The organism is Blautia sp. 2227st1_G12_2227SCRN_220401, assembly GCF_039062885.1.
Classification (GTDB): domain Bacteria; phylum Bacillota; class Clostridia; order Lachnospirales; family Lachnospiraceae; genus Blautia_A; species Blautia_A fusiformis.
Genome location: NZ_JBCLNI010000003.1, coordinates 100,271 through 115,756, shown reverse-complemented (window position 1 = coordinate 115,756; position 15,486 = coordinate 100,271). Strand labels below are relative to the sequence as shown.

The following is a 15,486-nucleotide window of genomic DNA, read 5'->3' as shown; positions in this document are numbered from 1 at the left end:
AATGCAAATCTGTTTCTAAAAGAATAAAATATCTAACACAAAAAGTCAACAATAAAAAAACAGAGGAGCAATGAGCAGAAACCCACCATTTCAAAATCTATGAAAACACAGCGCCCGGTCCCCGCGTCGATATTCAGGCCTTTACAGGAGCCGTAGTAATACTTGGTCTGCGGGAGACTGCGTTATTTTTCAAAATCATGCTGTCTGAGCGACGTCAGGAGCGAGTTCATGATTTTGGAAAATGTTTTTAGCAGTCTTTCGCAGGCTTAGTATTACTAGGCTCCGAAACAGCCAAATATCGAAGCGGGGACCGGACGCGTCCGTTTGTTAATCATGCTCATATGAACTCTATTTATTCCGTTTACCTCTATATTTCTCCTCGCAATACTTACACCGGTAAACCTCATTCTCTTCATCTGCAAGAACAAAAATCTGATCCAGTCCCTGCTCGATGGAAGTAATGCAGCGAGGATTCTTGCATTTGATCACGTTCACAACCTGCTTCGGCAGCTTCAGCTCTTTCTTTGCAACGATCTTTTCGTCCTTGATGATATTTACGGTAATATTATGATCGATAAAACCAAGGATATCCAGATCCAGATCCTCGATGGGGCATTCAACCTTGATGATATCCTTTTTTCCCATTTTCTGGCTGCGGGCATTTTTGATGATAGCAACCGTACAGTCCAGCTTATCCAGCTTCAGGTCATGATAGATCGTCATTGCCTTGCCGGCTTTGATATGATCCAGAACATAACCCTCACGAAGAGCACCTACGTTTAACATGGCAGTTCCACCTCCAGTAATGTAAGAATCAGGGCCATACGGACATACACACCATACTGGACCTGTTTGAAATAAGCGGCACGTGGATCAGAATCCACTTCAACAGAAATCTCGTTAACACGTGGGAGTGGGTGGAGGACATACATATCCTTCGGTGCAAGCTCCATTTTCTGTTTGTCCAGAACATAGAAATCTTTCATGCGGACATAATCCTCTTCGTTGAAGAAACGTTCCTTCTGAACACGGGTCATGTACAGGATATCCAGATCCGGAAGTGCATCCTCCAGACGTTCCTCCTCGACAAACTCGACATTGTTGCGTTTCAGAACATCCTCACGGATATAGCTTGGAATACGAAGCTCCTCCGGAGAGATCAGAACAAATTTCACATTTTCATAACGGACCAGAGCCTCGATCAGAGAGTGAACGGTACGGCCGAATTTCAGGTCACCGCAGAGGCCGATGGTAATATTGTCAAGTCTGCCCTTCAGGGAACGGATAGTTAAAAGATCGGTTAATGTCTGGGTAGGATGCTGGTGGCCGCCATCACCGGCATTGATCACCGGAATGTTGGATGACATAGAAGCTACAAGCGGAGCACCCTCTTTCGGATGACGCATAGCACAGATATCTGCATAACAGGAAACAACGCGAATAGTATCGGCAACGCTTTCGCCTTTGGATGCGGAGCTGGAATCAGCAGAAGAAAAACCGAGAACCTTTCCTCCAAGATTCATCATGGCTGCTTCGAAGCTTAAACGTGTACGTGTACTTGGTTCGTAAAACAATGTCGCAAGCCTTTTATCATCACAGGTATGCGCATACTTTTTTGGATTTTTCCCGATGTCGTCGGCGAGATTCAGAAGCTTATCAAGCTCTTCAACCGAGAAATCCAATGGACTCATTAAATGTCTCATGTTGTACCTCCAATTATTTACTGGAAATAAGATTCCTTCCAATTATCATATAATATAACTGTGAGATTTTCAAGAGACTTTCCGAGGATTTTGTCGAAGAAGCCATTCGAAAAAGAGACCGGTAAAAAACCACAGAGGAGCATAGTCCAGCCGGATCACTCCTTTATACTGAAGCGGAACATGAGAATAATCCCAGGGACAGATGTGAAGCTTCTGAAAAAAAGATCCGCTTAAAAATTCCACGAAAAAAATCCCGCAGCTGTAAATGATCCCCCGTACCATAACCGGAAAGCGGGCAAGCTTGTAGTAAGCCGGACGGATCAGTGCTGCAAGTCCGTAAACAGGGAACATCAGAAGAGAGGTTTTGCCCATCATAGTAAAATGTCCGGTGACAAGAGAGTGCAGTCCTGTCCATAAGATCTCCAGACACCAGCCTGTAAAACCGCACAGAAAAAAATCCTTCTTTTGCATTTTAAAGCTCCTTTTCATCAGCAGAAATCCTGCGCTTTCCGGAAAAATGTCAGTTTAACTGAATTAAGAAAGTCCCCTGCGGGGCTGCGAATATCCGCCTGGACTTTAAATATATTTAACGTGGAAAAGCGTCTTTAATAGCCTTCCCTGCCTTGAAAAAAATATACACGTGGGTTATAATGAACAAAATTATTACTGCAAAGTGAAAAAGCAGTAATGGATCATTAACACATGCGGAAGGAGAAAACAGACGATGAATTATGAAGAAAGTCGTGCCTACATCAGAGCTGCGGAATTGAAAAAGGGAATTGTTCTGGGACTGGAAAATATGAGAGAACTGATGAGGCGGCTTGGAGATCCCCAGGATGAACTGAAGTATGTTCATGTAGCGGGAACTAACGGAAAGGGTTCTGTGATCGCATATCTGTATTCCGCTTTATCAGGTGCAGGTTACCGGGTCGGAAGATATATTTCCCCGGCGGTCTATTCCTACAGAGAGAGGATGGAGGTTAACGGAGAACCTGTCAGCAGAGAGAAATTTGCAGCATATGTGACAAGGATCGCGGAGGTGATCGATGAGATCGTAAAAGAGGGAAAACCGCATCCGTCAGTATTTGAAATTGAAACTGCAGCCGCATTTCTTTATTTTCGGGATGAGAAATGCGATCTGGTATTAATGGAAGTTGGTATGGGCGGTGATCTGGATGCCACCAACATTATAAGTACTACAGTTCTTTCCATTCTGGTATCCATCAGTATGGATCATACGGCATTTCTTGGAAATACCCTGGGCGAGATAGCAGAAAAAAAGGCCGGCATCATTAAACCGAACAGTCATATGGTAACTGTAAAGCAGCAGCCGGAGGCAGAGGCGGTCATACGAAGAATATGCGCAGAACAGAATGTGCCATACGAGGCGGCAGACCAGGACAGCGCAGAGGTACTGGAAGCATCCATAACTGGCCAGACCTTTCTTTATAAAGGAGAAAAATATACAATATCCTTGGCAGGTGCCTATCAGAAGGAAAATGCGGTGGCAGCGCTCCGAGCACTGGAAATCCTGAATGAACAGGGATATCCCACAACACTGGTCCAGAGACAGGATGGATTGAAACGTACCACCTGGCCGGGAAGATTTGCACTTCTCGGGACAGAACCGGATTTTGTGGTTGATGGAGCTCATAACCCTGCAGCGGCAGACATGCTGGCTGCATCCATTGGACGGTATTTTAAGGGAAAAAGGATCATCTACATCATGGGAATGTTCCGTGACAAGGATTACCGCAAGGTCATCCGGAAAACAGAAAAATACGCAGATACCATCCTGACGATTGCGGCACCGGATAACCCCAGGGCTCTGACCCCGCAGGAGCTGGCAGATGCGGTGCGGGAATTTCATTCTGATGTAAGGCCCTTTGACAACATCGAAGCCGCAGTAGCAGAGGCCTATCAGCTGGCAGGAAAAGAGGATGTGATCATTGCTTTTGGTTCCCTGGCGTTCCTGGGGGATCTTACAGAAATTATCAGGAAACATAACGGAGGAAACCAATGACGGATTTGGAAAGATACAGAGACGAGATCGATGAGATCGACAGTGAGATCGTACGTCTCTTTGAAAAACGAATGAAGGTGAGTGAGGAAGTCGCTGAATATAAAATAAAAACCGGTAAGCAGGTACTGGATCCGGCACGTGAGAGCCAGAAGATCCATACGCTGAAAAACAAGGCCCACGGGGACTTTAACAGCCTCGGCGTGCAGGAGCTTTTTCGTCAGATCATGGCCATCAGCCGTAAGAGACAGTACCAGCTGTTGACAGAGCATGGGATTTACGGAGAGCGCAATTTCACAACTGTGAAGCATGTTCCCCTTGAAAACGCAACGGTTGTGTTCCAGGGTGTAGAGGGTGCCTACAGCTATGCGGCTATGCGGCAGTACTTTGGGAAAAATATCGAAAGCTACCATGTAAAAACATGGAGGACAGCTATGGAGGATGTAACCCATGGCAAGGCCGATTATGCGGTACTTCCTATTGAGAATTCTACTGCAGGTATCGTGGCTGATATCTATGACCTTCTTATGGAGTACAAGCTGTATATCGTAGGCGAGCAGATCATCCGTGTGGATCATGTGCTTCTGGGCATGCCGGATGCACAGATAGGGGATATCAGGGAAGTCTGCTCTCATCCTCAGGGGCTTGCCCAGTGCAAGGCATTTCTGGAGGAAAACCCTTCCTGGAAAAAGAAGGAAGTGGAAAACACCGCAGGCGCGGCCAAAAAGGTCAGTGAGGTGGGGGACAAAGGCGTGGCAGCTATCGCAAGCCGTGAGGCTGGTGAGGTATTCGGTCTGAAGGTCCTTGCAGAAAATATCTGCAGAGAAAAAGCAAACTCTACACGTTTTATTATTGTAAGCAGGAAACCGGAATACGAGGAAAAGGCCGGGAAGATCAGCATCTGTTTTGAGCTGCCTCATGAAAGCGGAACTCTTTACAACATGCTTTCACATATTATCTACAACGGACTGAACATGACCAAAATTGAATCCCGTCCGATTCCGGGAAAATCCTGGGAATACCGTTTTTTCGTGGATTTCACAGGGAAACTTGGCGAAAGCGCTGTGGAGAATGCGTTAAGAGGAATCGAGGCGGAGGCGAATGTTCTCCGTGTTCTTGGAAATTATTAAGAGACAGAGGAGCTAAATTATTATGTTGGCAAGAATTCAGGAATGTATCCTTTACCGTGGATTTTCAAACGGTGAGATACTGGACGATATGACAGAACTTATTAATCTTTATGAAGCAGATGAAGAAGCACTCAAGGCAAGAGAAGACCAGTTTTTCAAAAGTGTCAACGGGCTGGTGGAGCTGGCAGGAATGTACGGTTTTTCCGGAAATATCTGGCATACATATCTTACCTTCCTTCTGGTAAATCATGAGAACGCTTTCAGTATGGCAAGCGAGATACGAGGAGCGATCAAGGGCAGCATTAACGACCTGGCAAAAAATGATTTCCAGATTTTCAAGGAATTGTATGATTTTGACATCACGGTCTTTGATAAAGTGTTCGGAACTGTATGCTGCAGGGTGATCTGTGATTACCAGACACCGGATGAGAACAGCAAGCTCTTTAATACCAGGATCCGTGACCGTATCTGTCAGATGAGCAAAACCCTAGCAGCAGCCACCACAACCGAAGAATTTATGGATGATATGGTATCCTTCTATAAAGATTTCGGTGTTGGCAAGCTTGGTCTCCATAAGGCATTCCGTATCGGCCACGATGAGGAGGGAAAGGTGGAGATCCAGCCTATCACAAGGATCGCACATGTGAAGATCGATGATCTGGTAGGATATGAGATCGCCAAGAAAAAGCTCATTGATAATACAGAGGCATTTGTACAGGGGAGAAAGGCGAACAACTGCCTGCTCTTTGGTGATGCGGGAACCGGTAAATCTTCCAGTATCAAGGGAATCCTGAACCAGTATTATGATCAGGGACTTCGTATCATTGAGGCCTATAAGCATCAGTTCCAGGATCTTAATGAAGTCATCGCCCAGATCAAAAACCGTAACTATCGTTTTATCATTTATATGGATGATCTTTCCTTTGAGGAATTTGAGATTGAATATAAATACCTGAAAGCCGTGATCGAGGGCGGTCTTGAGAAAAAACCGGACAATGTCCTGATCTATGCCACAAGTAACCGGCGTAATCTTGTCCGTGAGCGTGCCACAGACAAGCTGGAGATCGCAGATGACAATGATCTGCATTCCTCCGACACCGTGCAGGAGAAGCTTTCCCTGGTATATCGCTTTGGTGTCCGTATCTACTTTGGCAAACCGGACAAAAAACAGTTCCAGGAGATCGTCCGTACACTGGCAGCCCGTTATGGAGTTACCATGCCGGAGGAGGAACTGCTTCTGAAAGCCAACCAGTGGGAGATCTCTCACGGCGGACTGACCGGACGTGCAGCGCAGCAGTTTATTGATTACATTGTGGGAACAGAGGAAGAAAAAAAGAAATAGTTTACCTGTGTATTGGGGGAAAGGATGAAAAACTATGGCGGTGACAACCTTTGCAGCAATTGATATAGGCTCCTATGAAGTCAGTATGAAGATCTTTGAAATGTCAAAGCGGATCGGCTTCCGGGAGATCAATGATGTCCGTTACCAGCTGGAGCTGGGTCGTGGAACTTATGCTGCAGGACGGCTAGAGATGGAGACTGTAGATGAGCTCTGCGAGATCCTTAATGATTTTAAACGCATGATGGCTGAATTTGGGGTAGAAAGCTGGCGTGCGTGTGCAACAAGCTCTCTCCGTGAGCTGGAAAATCCGGTGATCATCCTGGAGCAGATCTATCAGAGAACTGGCATCCGGGTAGAGATCCTGAGTAATGCGGAACAGCATTTTCTGGGATATAAATCCATTGCTGCCATTGAATCCGGCTTCAAAAAGGCTATTCAGAAGGGGACGGCGATCCTGGATATCGGAGGAGGAAATCTGCAGATCTCTCTCTTTGATAAAGATGCTCTGGTGCTGACCCAGAGTATCCGTATGGGAAGTCTTCGTATCCGCGAACGTCTGAAAGAACTGGAGAAAACAACTCCACATTATGACCGGCTGATAGAGGAATTTATCCGAAATGATCTGATAAGCTTTCAACGTCTTTATCTTAAGGACAAGGAAATCTCCAATCTGATCCTGATGGGAGATTTTCTCACAGATACGATCTTTCAGGACAGATCCGGAGAGAATATCATCACAAAGGAGGAATTCCTGAAGAAATACGAGACCATTGTAAACATGTCCGATCATGACCTTGCCGAATCCATGGAGTTGGAACCGGAATATGCGTCTCTGATCGTGCCGAACATGGTTATCATCCGAAACTTTATAGAAATCTTTCAGGCAGAAGCACTCTGGATCCCGGGTGTTTCTCTTCTGGACGGGATTGCCTATGACTATGCGGAAAAAAACAAATATCTGAAAAGTGTACACAATTTTGAAAATGATATCCTGGTGGCATCCAGGAACATTGCCAAAAGGTATTCCAGTGGAAAGAACCACATTGCAGGAACTACCGATGTGGCACTGGATATTTTTGACAGCACAAGGAAGATCCACGGCATGGGAAAACGTGAACGGCTTCTTTTGCAGATTGCAGTTCTTCTTCATGACTGCGGAAAATATATCAGTATGAGTGAGGTGGCAGAATGCTCTTACCGGATCATCATGGCTACGGAGATCATAGGTCTTTCCACAGAGGAGCGGCAGGTGATCGCTAGTGCGGTGAGGTACAATACCAGAGAATTCGGCTGCTACAAAGAAATCAACCGTGAAACATCCATGAATAGGGGAAATTATCTCCTGACTGCGAAGCTGACCGCGATTCTCCGCCTGGCCAATGCTATGGACAGAAGCCATTACCAGAAGGTAAAAGCGCTTAATGTAACCTTAAAAGACAGGATCCTTTACCTGGTGGTGGATTCCGCAAGGGATGTTTCTCTGGAGCTGGGGCTTCTGAAAGATAAAAAAGAATTTTTTGAAGAGGTGTTTGGAATCCGGCTTGTAATGAGACGGAAGGGAAGAAGATAACGGAGGAGGTTTTTGTATGAAATTTAAGGAATTTGACAAACCGGAATATTTTGTAAACAGAGAGCTGAGCTGGATCAAATTTGATGATCGTGTGCTCAGTGAAGCCAGAGACAAAAATCTACCTCTGTTTGAGAGACTGAAATTTTTGAGTATCACCTCATCCAATCTGGATGAATTTTATATGGTCCGTGTTGCATCCCTGAAGGATCAGGTTCATGCAGGGTACAAAAAAACAGATATTGCAGGAATGACAGCCAAGGAACAGCTGAAAGCCATCAGCCGGCAGACACATGATCTTGTTCACGTACAGTACAGTACATTAAACCGGTCTCTGGTCCCTGCACTTGAAAAAGCAGGACTTCATGTGATCTTTGAGCACGAGGCATTTTCCGAGAAGCAGAAAGAATTTGTGGATCAGTATTTTGAAGACAATGTATATCCGGTCCTGACACCAATGGCAATGGATTCTTCCAGACCGTTTCCTCTGATCCGTAATAAAACGTTGAATATCGGAGCACTTCTTTCCAAAAAAGATACCAAAAAAGGAAAAGAAGAGATTGATTTTGCCACTGTACAGGTGCCTTCTGTACTTCCGAGAGTAGTGATCATTCCATCTGAGAAAAAAGGCCATACAACCGTAACACTTCTGGAACAGATCATTGAGCGCAACATCGACAAGCTGTTCTTAAGCTATGATGTGATCTGTGCCCATCCGTACAGGATCATGCGTAATGCGGATCTTCCTATTGACGAGGATGAGGCAGAGGATCTTCTGGTTGAGATCCAGAAACAGCTGAAAAAGCGCCAGTGGGGAGAGGTGATCCGCCTGGAAGTGGAAGATAAGATGGATCCGCGGCTTCTGGATATTCTGAAAATGGAGTTTCAGGTTCATGGAGATGATATCTTTTTTATCAACGGACCGCTGGATCTGACCATGCTGATGAAGGTTTATGGTATTGACGGATACGATCAGTTCAAGGAACCGAAATACAAACCGGCAGCAGTGCCTGCATTTCAGAATGATAAAGATATTTTTCAGGTGATCAGGGAGGGTGATGTGTTCCTGCATCATCCGTATATGAGCTTTGATCCGGTGGTGAATTTCGTGCGTCAGGCGGCAAAGGACCCGGATGTACTGGCAATCAAGCAGACCCTGTATCGCGTCAGCGGCAATTCACCCATCATCGCGGCACTTGCTCAGGCCGCAGAAAACGGCAAGCAGGTTTCTGTTCTTGTAGAGCTGAAAGCGCGTTTTGATGAGGAAAACAATATCGTCTGGGCAAAAATGCTGGAAAAGGCAGGCTGTCATGTGATCTATGGTCTGGTGGGCCTGAAAACACACAGTAAGATCACTCTTGTTGTGAGAAGAGAAGAAAACGGGATCCGCAGATATGTGCATCTGGCAACCGGAAACTATAACGATTCCACAGCCAAGCTTTATACAGACTGTGGTATATTTACCTGTGACGAACGGTTTGGAGAGGATGCAACTGCTGTGTTCAACATGCTTTCTGGATATTCCGAGCCGAAGCGCTGGAATCGCCTGATCGTTGCACCGATTTGGATGAAGGACCGTTTTGTAAAAATGATCGAAAGAGAAGCGGAGCATGCGAAAAAGGGAGAAGAGGCTCACATTGCGGCAAAGATGAATTCTCTGTGTGACCCTGAGATCATTGCAGCGCTGTATTATGCTTCTTCCTGTGGTGTCAGGATCGATCTTCTGATCCGCGGCATCTGCTGCCTGAAGGTGGGCATTCCGGGTATCAGCGAAAATATCCACGTGCGTTCGATCGTTGGTAATTTCCTGGAGCACAGCCGTATTTTCTATTTCCGCAATGGCGGTTCCGATGAAATCTATATGGGAAGTGCGGACTGGATGCCACGTAACCTTGATCGTCGTGTGGAGATTGTTTTCCCTGTGGAAGATGAGCGGATCAAGGAAGAGATCATGCATGTGTTGGATCTGGAATTCCGTGACAATGTAAAAGCACATATCCTGCAGCCCTCCGGTTTGTATGAGAAGCAGGACAAACGTGGCAAAACGCTGATAAATTCCCAGATGGAATTCTGCAGGGAGGCTACCGAGCGGGCAAAGGCAGCAAAAAAGGAGAAAAAAGAAAAGAAGAGAGTTTTCGTACCGGCTGAACCGGCGGAGGATATTATAAAATAGTAAAAGAAAAGGACAGCCTGTCATATCAATTTATGATACAGCTGTCCTTAAATAATGTTCTCAAAGATTATCCATATTATGTCAATACTGCATGATATTCAGAAAAACTGACAGCATGCGGACGTTTCTAATAACACTTCTTGCAGGCTTTATATCCTGCAGCTTCAGCCTGGGAGCGTGTCATCTCTGTGGCATTATCCGGATTCATATTTCCGCAGTTAGGGATCCGGTGGTACTTGCTTCCGGTAGCGGAGATCCAGACCATATCACCCACTGGTTCCGGATCGGCCTGCACTCCGGTCTGAGGATCTGCAGCAGCCGAATCAGAAGATCCATAGCCGGACGCACCGGAATCCTTATAAGCGGAGGAAGGCTGTGTGCCGGTATCCGATTCATCTCCAGCAGAATAATCATTACAGGGACTCTGGTTCCACTGGATATTGCTTCCGTCGCTGATTGCGATCACCGTACCCTGCTCATCAGTACGAAATACCTGTATTCCCATATCCGCAAGCTTATCCATGGTATCCTTATGAGGATGTCCGTAGGAATTACCGGCGCCGCAGCTGATCACTGCATATTCCGGAACAGTCTGCTGGAGCAGATCCCAGGTGGTGGCAGTGGCAGAACCGTGATGTCCAGGAACGATCACATCGCAGGAAAGATCAAGTCCCAGATCACAGATCGCTTCCTCCCCGGCAGATTCTGCATCCCCGGTAAAAAGAAAATGGTTATTTCCGTTTTCCAGTCGGATCGCAACAGAATTGTCGTTATCGTTGCTGCTGATCGATTGAGGAGAAAGAACCGTAAATTTCCCGCCTCCGAAAGTAAAATCCGTTCCGGGCTCCGGATGCTGCACAGTTAATCCTTGAGAGGCAACACTGTTTTCAAAAGATTGATAGATCTTTGTATCCTGTATATAATCTGCACCGATCACATTTTTTACGGAAAAGCTGTCCAGGCATCCTACAAGACCAGCCACATGGTCCTCGTCATAATGGGAGGAGATCATATAGTCAATGATGGAAATATTCTGTTTCTGCAGATAGGAAACCACGAAACTGGAATGTCCTCGGTCACCGCCGTCATACAGGAGATTCTGCCCCTGTGACTGGACCAGGATCGAAAGCCCCTGCCCTACATCCAGAAAGTGTACAGCCATTGTTGTGTCAGCAGAAGCAGCCTCGGCTGTGTAAGCAGCAGAGGGAACTCCTGCGACTGTTAGCAGAACAAGCAGCAGAGAAAGAAAAAATGTCTGCAGCTTTCTGCGAAAAGAATGTTTGTGATGCATGAGAAGTCACCCCTTATCTTAAGTATTTTCAGGGGAAATTATAAAACAGAAGAGAAAGAAATGCAAAATAATATATGTGAAAATACAGAAAACAGATAAACAGGAAGAACGAAATTTTTATATGCAATGTTCAGAGCAACGTTTGATAGCGATAACAGGAAAAAGTGAAGTATAACAATCACAAAAAAGCAGTCAGAATAAAAATCCTAACTGCTTTTAGTTGATAGCCAGTACGGGAATCGAACCCGTGTTTCCGCCGTGAGAGGGCGGCGTCTTAACCCCTTGACCAACTGGCCATATTCATTTGTGTCGTTTGCTCTTGATTTTTGCTGTTTCTCGCAACCGACTTCGTTAGTATATAATACTTTCTTACAAAATGCAAGCACTTTTTTTCCTTTTTTTGAAAAAAATTTTCACCCTGTTTTTTGACAATTTTTTTGACGGAAAAATCGATTGATGATATGATAGATACAAAACGAAATGGAATAAAAAAAATAAAGAGGAAGAGTATGGATTATAGAAAAAAGAAAAATTTGATATGGAAGGGAGAATCCTTTCTTTTTTTTGTGGTACTGCTGGTTTTTGGCGCGATCTTTGCGGCGATCCACACAGGGGGGCTGATCCAGAAGCAGGACAGTGTACAGCTTCTTAACAAAGGATGGTACTACATAAAAGACGGAAAAAAACAGGAGATCACCCTGCCTGCGGAAATTCCGGCAAAAACAGGTGAAAAGCTGATCCTGTACAATGAAAGTCTGGGAGCGGAAAGCAGAGGAATGACCGTGGTTTCTACAGGAGCCCAGTACGATCTGGTGATACGCCTGAATGGAAAGATCCTGTATGAATATAAGGAGGCCATGTTTTCCAAAAATGTGCAGATGCGTTCCAAGGTGCAGTGCATCGCCGCTCTGGGTAATGACACAGAGGGAAAAGTCCTGACGTTCAGCTATTCTGCGCCTCAGAGAGGAAAATATGTTATAGAGCCGGTATGCATAGGAACCGGAAGTGCAATAGCCTGGTATCAGATCAGAAAAGCAGCCATTCCTTTAGGGGCGGCAACGATCATGATCGTATTAAGTATGATCGCCCTGTGCATCTGCATCTATATGAGAATAAGGCAGATGCCGGACAGACGGTTCCGGGATGTGGCACTGTTCCTTATGATGTGCAGTATCTGGCTGGTGACGGACTCATCACTGGCACAAAGCTACAGCAGATGCCCCGAAGTATTATGTCTCATTTCTTTTTATATGTTCATGCTGCTGGCAGTTCCGATGCTGCGTTTTTTGCAGAATATCGGAAACATGAAAAAATACAGGCTCCTGGATCTTGGAATCTTTACATTTTATCTGAATGCTGTTTTACAGGGAGTTCTGGTGATCCTAGGAGCCTTTGAATTTAAGGATATGCTGTTTGTAACACATATCCTGCTGTTTGTGTGGGTCCTGATATCAGCGGTACTTCTGATCCGGGAGTACCGGAAGCATAAACAGCGTGAGATACATTTGCTTCTCATTGCATATATCATCGTGGGAGCAAGCGGTATCATAGCGCTGATCCTGTACTGGCTGTTCGAGATTTCCTACTATGGATCCATTTTTGAATTGGGAAATCTTGTGTTTCTTGTGCTGGTCATTGCAGACGCAGTCATGATGATGGCAGACAACGTCCGTTACCGTCTGGAATCCCAGGCTTACGAACGACTGTCCAGAGAGGATGGGATGACAGGACTTGAGACGAGAGCCAATTTTGAGAAAAAACTGGAAAGTATTTCCGCAGATATGGGCAGATACCGGGATATCCTTCTTATGTATATCGATATCGATCAGCTTCGCGTGATCAACGAAGAATACGGACGGGCTGCAGGAGACGAGATGGTGGTGATCTCGGCCAGATGTGTGGAGAACGTTTTCCGGGAAAAAGGAACCTGCTACCGCATCGGTGGGGATGAATTTGCGGTTCTGGTCTATGATCCGGAAGTACCGGACGAATTCTGGCCGGAACGCCTGAAAGAAGAACTCCGGAATATCGGGAGAGGATGCAGACATCGTTTTTCGTTGTCCCTGGGATGCAGCCATCTGCGAAATAAGGATGGCTCTCTGAAATCCATGGGAGAATGGAAATATGAGGCAGACAGGAAGCTTTATGAGAACAAAAAGAAGGGGGATTTGAAAAATGGAGTATATTAACTGTTTTCAGATCACATCCCTTGTTTTGGTGACGATGATCGCGATACATTATTTTTCTCATAAAAGACTGAACAATGCGGAAAACAGGAATTTTGTATGTTTTCTGGCTTTCAGCGGCGTTTACGTGCTGCTGGATATGCTGAGTGCGGTGATCGCGGGAGGCGGCAGCAGCGAAGGCTGCAGAATGTCAGCGCTGGTCCTGACGCTCTATTATTTCTGTGATGTCATACTTACCTACGGGCTTTTCTGCTACATTCGGATCATCACCGGAAGACAAAAGGAGAAATATAAATGGCTGAAAACCGGCTGGGTGGTCCTGCCGGCTGCAATGCTGCTGGCAGTTACAGCAAACTTACGGACGGGATGGCTTTTTTATTTTGACCAGGAAGGTAGATTTATCCGGGGAAGTTTTCATTTTCTGCTCTATGGATATGTATTCTTTTTTATGCTGGTGATCGTTGCATTTATGTTACTTTATGGAAAAACAGCAGAAAAAGAAATACGGCGCACCATATGGAGATTTTGGTTTATCGAAGCAGCCTGCCTGTTTCTCCAGATTGCCGCGGAAAGAATACTGCTTACCGGCTTCGGACTTTCTGTAGGACTTTGGCTGATCTATCTTACTATGAACAATCCAGGTGAATATACGGACAGCATGACAGGTTTATTTGACAAACAGTATTTTGACAAATGGATCGGAGAAAAGCTCTATCGAAAAGAAAGCTTTCATCTGCTTGCTGTGGATGCCCGCAATATGAAGCAGATCAACCGGATCTACGGTACCAGAGTGGGAGATCAGCTGCTGATCCGGGCGGCGAAGGGATTTCGGGAGATCACGGATTCAGTGCAGATCTTTCGTATCACAGGCAATTGCTTTCTGGCAGTGCTGGACTCGCTGACAGATTATGAAAAAGCCAGAGATGGCATAGAAGAATTTCTGAAAAAGCCGTTTTTTATCGAAAACGAAAAGGTGTCGTTCCATGCTGCGATCTGCGGGATCATGAATGCGGAAAAACTGGAAAAAGAGGATAGTATTCTTTCTTATATTGAATATATGATCTCTCTGATACAGAACCGTCAGGATACGGTTCTGATCCAGTCGGACAGTAAGATCCTGGAGGGCTTCCGCTATGAGCAGGAAGTGGAGCATTTTCTTCAGAAGGCTGTGAAAGAGGATCTGTTTGAAGTATATTATCAGCCGGTATATTCTATAAAAAACCAGGATTTTATTACTCTGGAGGCACTGAGCCGGCTGAAACATCCTGTTCTGGGAATGATCCCGCCGGATGTGTTTATCGGGATCGCGGAAAAACAGGGAATGATCTCGGCAGTGGGATGTCTTCAGCTTCACAAGGTCTGCCGTTTTATAAAAGAACATGAATATATCATGAAGAAGATCCGGAATGTGAAATTCAATCTTTCTCCTTCCGAACTGATGAAACCCGGATACAGCCATGTGCTTATCGGGATCATACAGGGGTATGGATTAGATCCGGGATATTTTCAGTTTGAGATCACGGAAAACGTGGCAACCGAATACAGCGAAAGCTTCTGCACAGCCATTGATGATTTTGCAGAAGTGGGGATCCACATGTGCCTGGATGATTTTGGTTCCGGTTATGCAAATCTGAACGCAGTTCTTCGCATCCCGTTTTCAGCAGTAAAAATGGACCGTTCTCTTTTGTCCGGGGTCAGCAGCGATCCTCAGACGGCTACCTTTTATCGCAGCATTGTCATGATCCTGCAGCATATGGGATATAAGGTGATCGCAGAAGGTGCTGAGACCGAAAAGGAGGTAAAGCTTCTGGAAAAATGGGGTGTGGATATGATACAGGGATATTATTTTTCCAGGCCCCTGTGCGAGGAGAAGCTTCTGGAAAAAATTTTCTGAAATGATCAGAAACAGGCGGAAAACATGCTTTCATAAAAAGCAGGGTTTTCCGCCTGTTGTATTCAGACAGACACAAATTGCTTGAAGTTTACAGATACTTTTGATAGAATAGATAGGCTGTGGCGGCTGAAGAAAGCGATTTTTCAGAAGATCGGTTCCTTGAACTGCCACGCGTATCTT

At 45.5% G+C, this 15,486-nt stretch carries 11 protein-coding genes and 1 tRNA gene; 7 read left to right on the top strand and 5 right to left on the bottom strand.

Features of this window, described 5'->3' with window-relative positions:
- Positions 1-348: 348 nt before the first annotated feature.
- The 3 genes from ABCM67_RS02565 to ABCM67_RS02555 form a co-directional block, all read right to left on the bottom strand.
- Positions 349-786, bottom strand: a complete 438-nt coding sequence (locus ABCM67_RS02565; protein ID WP_015525765.1) for an aspartate carbamoyltransferase regulatory subunit — start codon at positions 784-786, stop codon at positions 349-351.
- Positions 780-1,703 (bottom strand): aspartate carbamoyltransferase, encoded by a 924-nt coding sequence (gene pyrB / locus ABCM67_RS02560; protein WP_022426605.1) that lies wholly within the window; start codon positions 1,701-1,703, stop codon positions 780-782. The genes ABCM67_RS02565 and pyrB overlap by 7 nt, the downstream gene beginning before the upstream one ends.
- A 69-nt stretch (positions 1,704-1,772) precedes the next feature.
- On the bottom strand, positions 1,773-2,174 hold the full coding sequence (locus ABCM67_RS02555; RefSeq protein WP_022426606.1) for a hypothetical protein: 402 nt from the start codon (positions 2,172-2,174) through the stop codon (positions 1,773-1,775).
- A 253-nt stretch (positions 2,175-2,427) separates the two neighbouring features.
- On the opposite strand from ABCM67_RS02555, the gene ABCM67_RS02550 reads away from it, so the two are divergent.
- Genes ABCM67_RS02550 through ABCM67_RS02530 form a run of 5 tightly spaced genes read left to right on the top strand, consistent with a single transcriptional unit; the run spans position 2,428 to position 9,935 of the window.
- On the top strand, positions 2,428-3,726 hold the full coding sequence (locus tag ABCM67_RS02550; RefSeq protein WP_173775699.1) for a folylpolyglutamate synthase/dihydrofolate synthase family protein: 1,299 nt from the start codon (positions 2,428-2,430) through the stop codon (positions 3,724-3,726).
- Positions 3,723-4,853 carry a prephenate dehydratase gene (gene pheA, locus ABCM67_RS02545; RefSeq protein ID WP_021650329.1) on the top strand — a complete coding sequence of 377 codons (1,131 nt, stop codon included), beginning with the start codon at positions 3,723-3,725 and terminating at the stop codon, positions 4,851-4,853. The genes ABCM67_RS02550 and pheA overlap by 4 nt, the downstream gene beginning before the upstream one ends.
- Positions 4,854-4,878: 25 nt before the next feature.
- Positions 4,879-6,195 carry an ATP-binding protein gene (locus ABCM67_RS02540; RefSeq protein ID WP_044960616.1) on the top strand — a complete coding sequence of 439 codons (1,317 nt, stop codon included), beginning with the start codon at positions 4,879-4,881 and terminating at the stop codon, positions 6,193-6,195.
- A 34-nt stretch (positions 6,196-6,229) separates the two neighbouring features.
- Positions 6,230-7,765 (top strand): HD domain-containing protein, encoded by a 1,536-nt coding sequence (locus ABCM67_RS02535; protein WP_118752447.1) that lies wholly within the window; start codon positions 6,230-6,232, stop codon positions 7,763-7,765.
- A 16-nt stretch (positions 7,766-7,781) separates the two neighbouring features.
- Complete coding sequence (locus ABCM67_RS02530) at positions 7,782-9,935, top strand: RNA degradosome polyphosphate kinase (protein WP_059085223.1); 2,154 nt, start codon at positions 7,782-7,784, stop codon at positions 9,933-9,935.
- 127 nt (positions 9,936-10,062) lie between these two features.
- On the opposite strand, the gene ABCM67_RS02525 is transcribed toward ABCM67_RS02530, so the two are convergent.
- Positions 10,063-11,226, bottom strand: coding sequence for a ComEC/Rec2 family competence protein (locus ABCM67_RS02525; protein WP_161209009.1), 1,164 nt, complete (start codon positions 11,224-11,226; stop codon positions 10,063-10,065).
- A gap of 224 nt (positions 11,227-11,450) precedes the next feature.
- Positions 11,451-11,522, bottom strand: a tRNA-Glu gene (locus ABCM67_RS02520).
- Between the two features lie 213 nt (positions 11,523-11,735).
- Here ABCM67_RS02520 and ABCM67_RS02515 point away from each other — a divergent pair.
- Positions 11,736-13,415 carry a diguanylate cyclase gene (locus ABCM67_RS02515; RefSeq protein WP_288866923.1) on the top strand — a complete coding sequence of 560 codons (1,680 nt, stop codon included), beginning with the start codon at positions 11,736-11,738 and terminating at the stop codon, positions 13,413-13,415.
- A complete protein-coding gene (locus ABCM67_RS02510) occupies positions 13,402-15,306 on the top strand; it encodes an EAL domain-containing protein (RefSeq protein WP_342992464.1) in 1,905 nt (634 codons plus the stop codon). Before ABCM67_RS02515 ends, ABCM67_RS02510 begins: the two co-directional genes overlap by 14 nt.
- Positions 15,307-15,486 lie beyond the last annotated feature (180 nt).

Excerpts from the sequence above, each read along its gene's own strand:
- ABCM67_RS02550 (WP_173775699.1), top strand. The coding sequence starts at position 2,428 with ATGAATTATGAAGAAAGTCGTGCCTACATCAGAGCTGCGGAATTGAAA.
- ABCM67_RS02555 (WP_022426606.1), bottom strand. The coding sequence starts at position 2,174 with ATGCAAAAGAAGGATTTTTTTCTGTGCGGTTTTACAGGCTGGTGTCTG.
- ABCM67_RS02510 (WP_342992464.1), top strand. The coding sequence starts at position 13,402 with ATGGAGTATATTAACTGTTTTCAGATCACATCCCTTGTTTTGGTGACG.
- ABCM67_RS02530 (WP_059085223.1), top strand. The coding sequence starts at position 7,782 with ATGAAATTTAAGGAATTTGACAAACCGGAATATTTTGTAAACAGAGAG.
- ABCM67_RS02535 (WP_118752447.1), top strand. The coding sequence starts at position 6,230 with ATGGCGGTGACAACCTTTGCAGCAATTGATATAGGCTCCTATGAAGTC.
- ABCM67_RS02515 (WP_288866923.1), top strand. The coding sequence starts at position 11,736 with ATGGATTATAGAAAAAAGAAAAATTTGATATGGAAGGGAGAATCCTTT.
- ABCM67_RS02525 (WP_161209009.1), bottom strand. The coding sequence starts at position 11,226 with ATGCATCACAAACATTCTTTTCGCAGAAAGCTGCAGACATTTTTTCTT.
- ABCM67_RS02565 (WP_015525765.1), bottom strand. The coding sequence starts at position 786 with ATGTTAAACGTAGGTGCTCTTCGTGAGGGTTATGTTCTGGATCATATC.
- pheA (WP_021650329.1), top strand. The coding sequence starts at position 3,723 with ATGACGGATTTGGAAAGATACAGAGACGAGATCGATGAGATCGACAGT.
- pyrB (WP_022426605.1), bottom strand. The coding sequence starts at position 1,703 with ATGAGACATTTAATGAGTCCATTGGATTTCTCGGTTGAAGAGCTTGAT.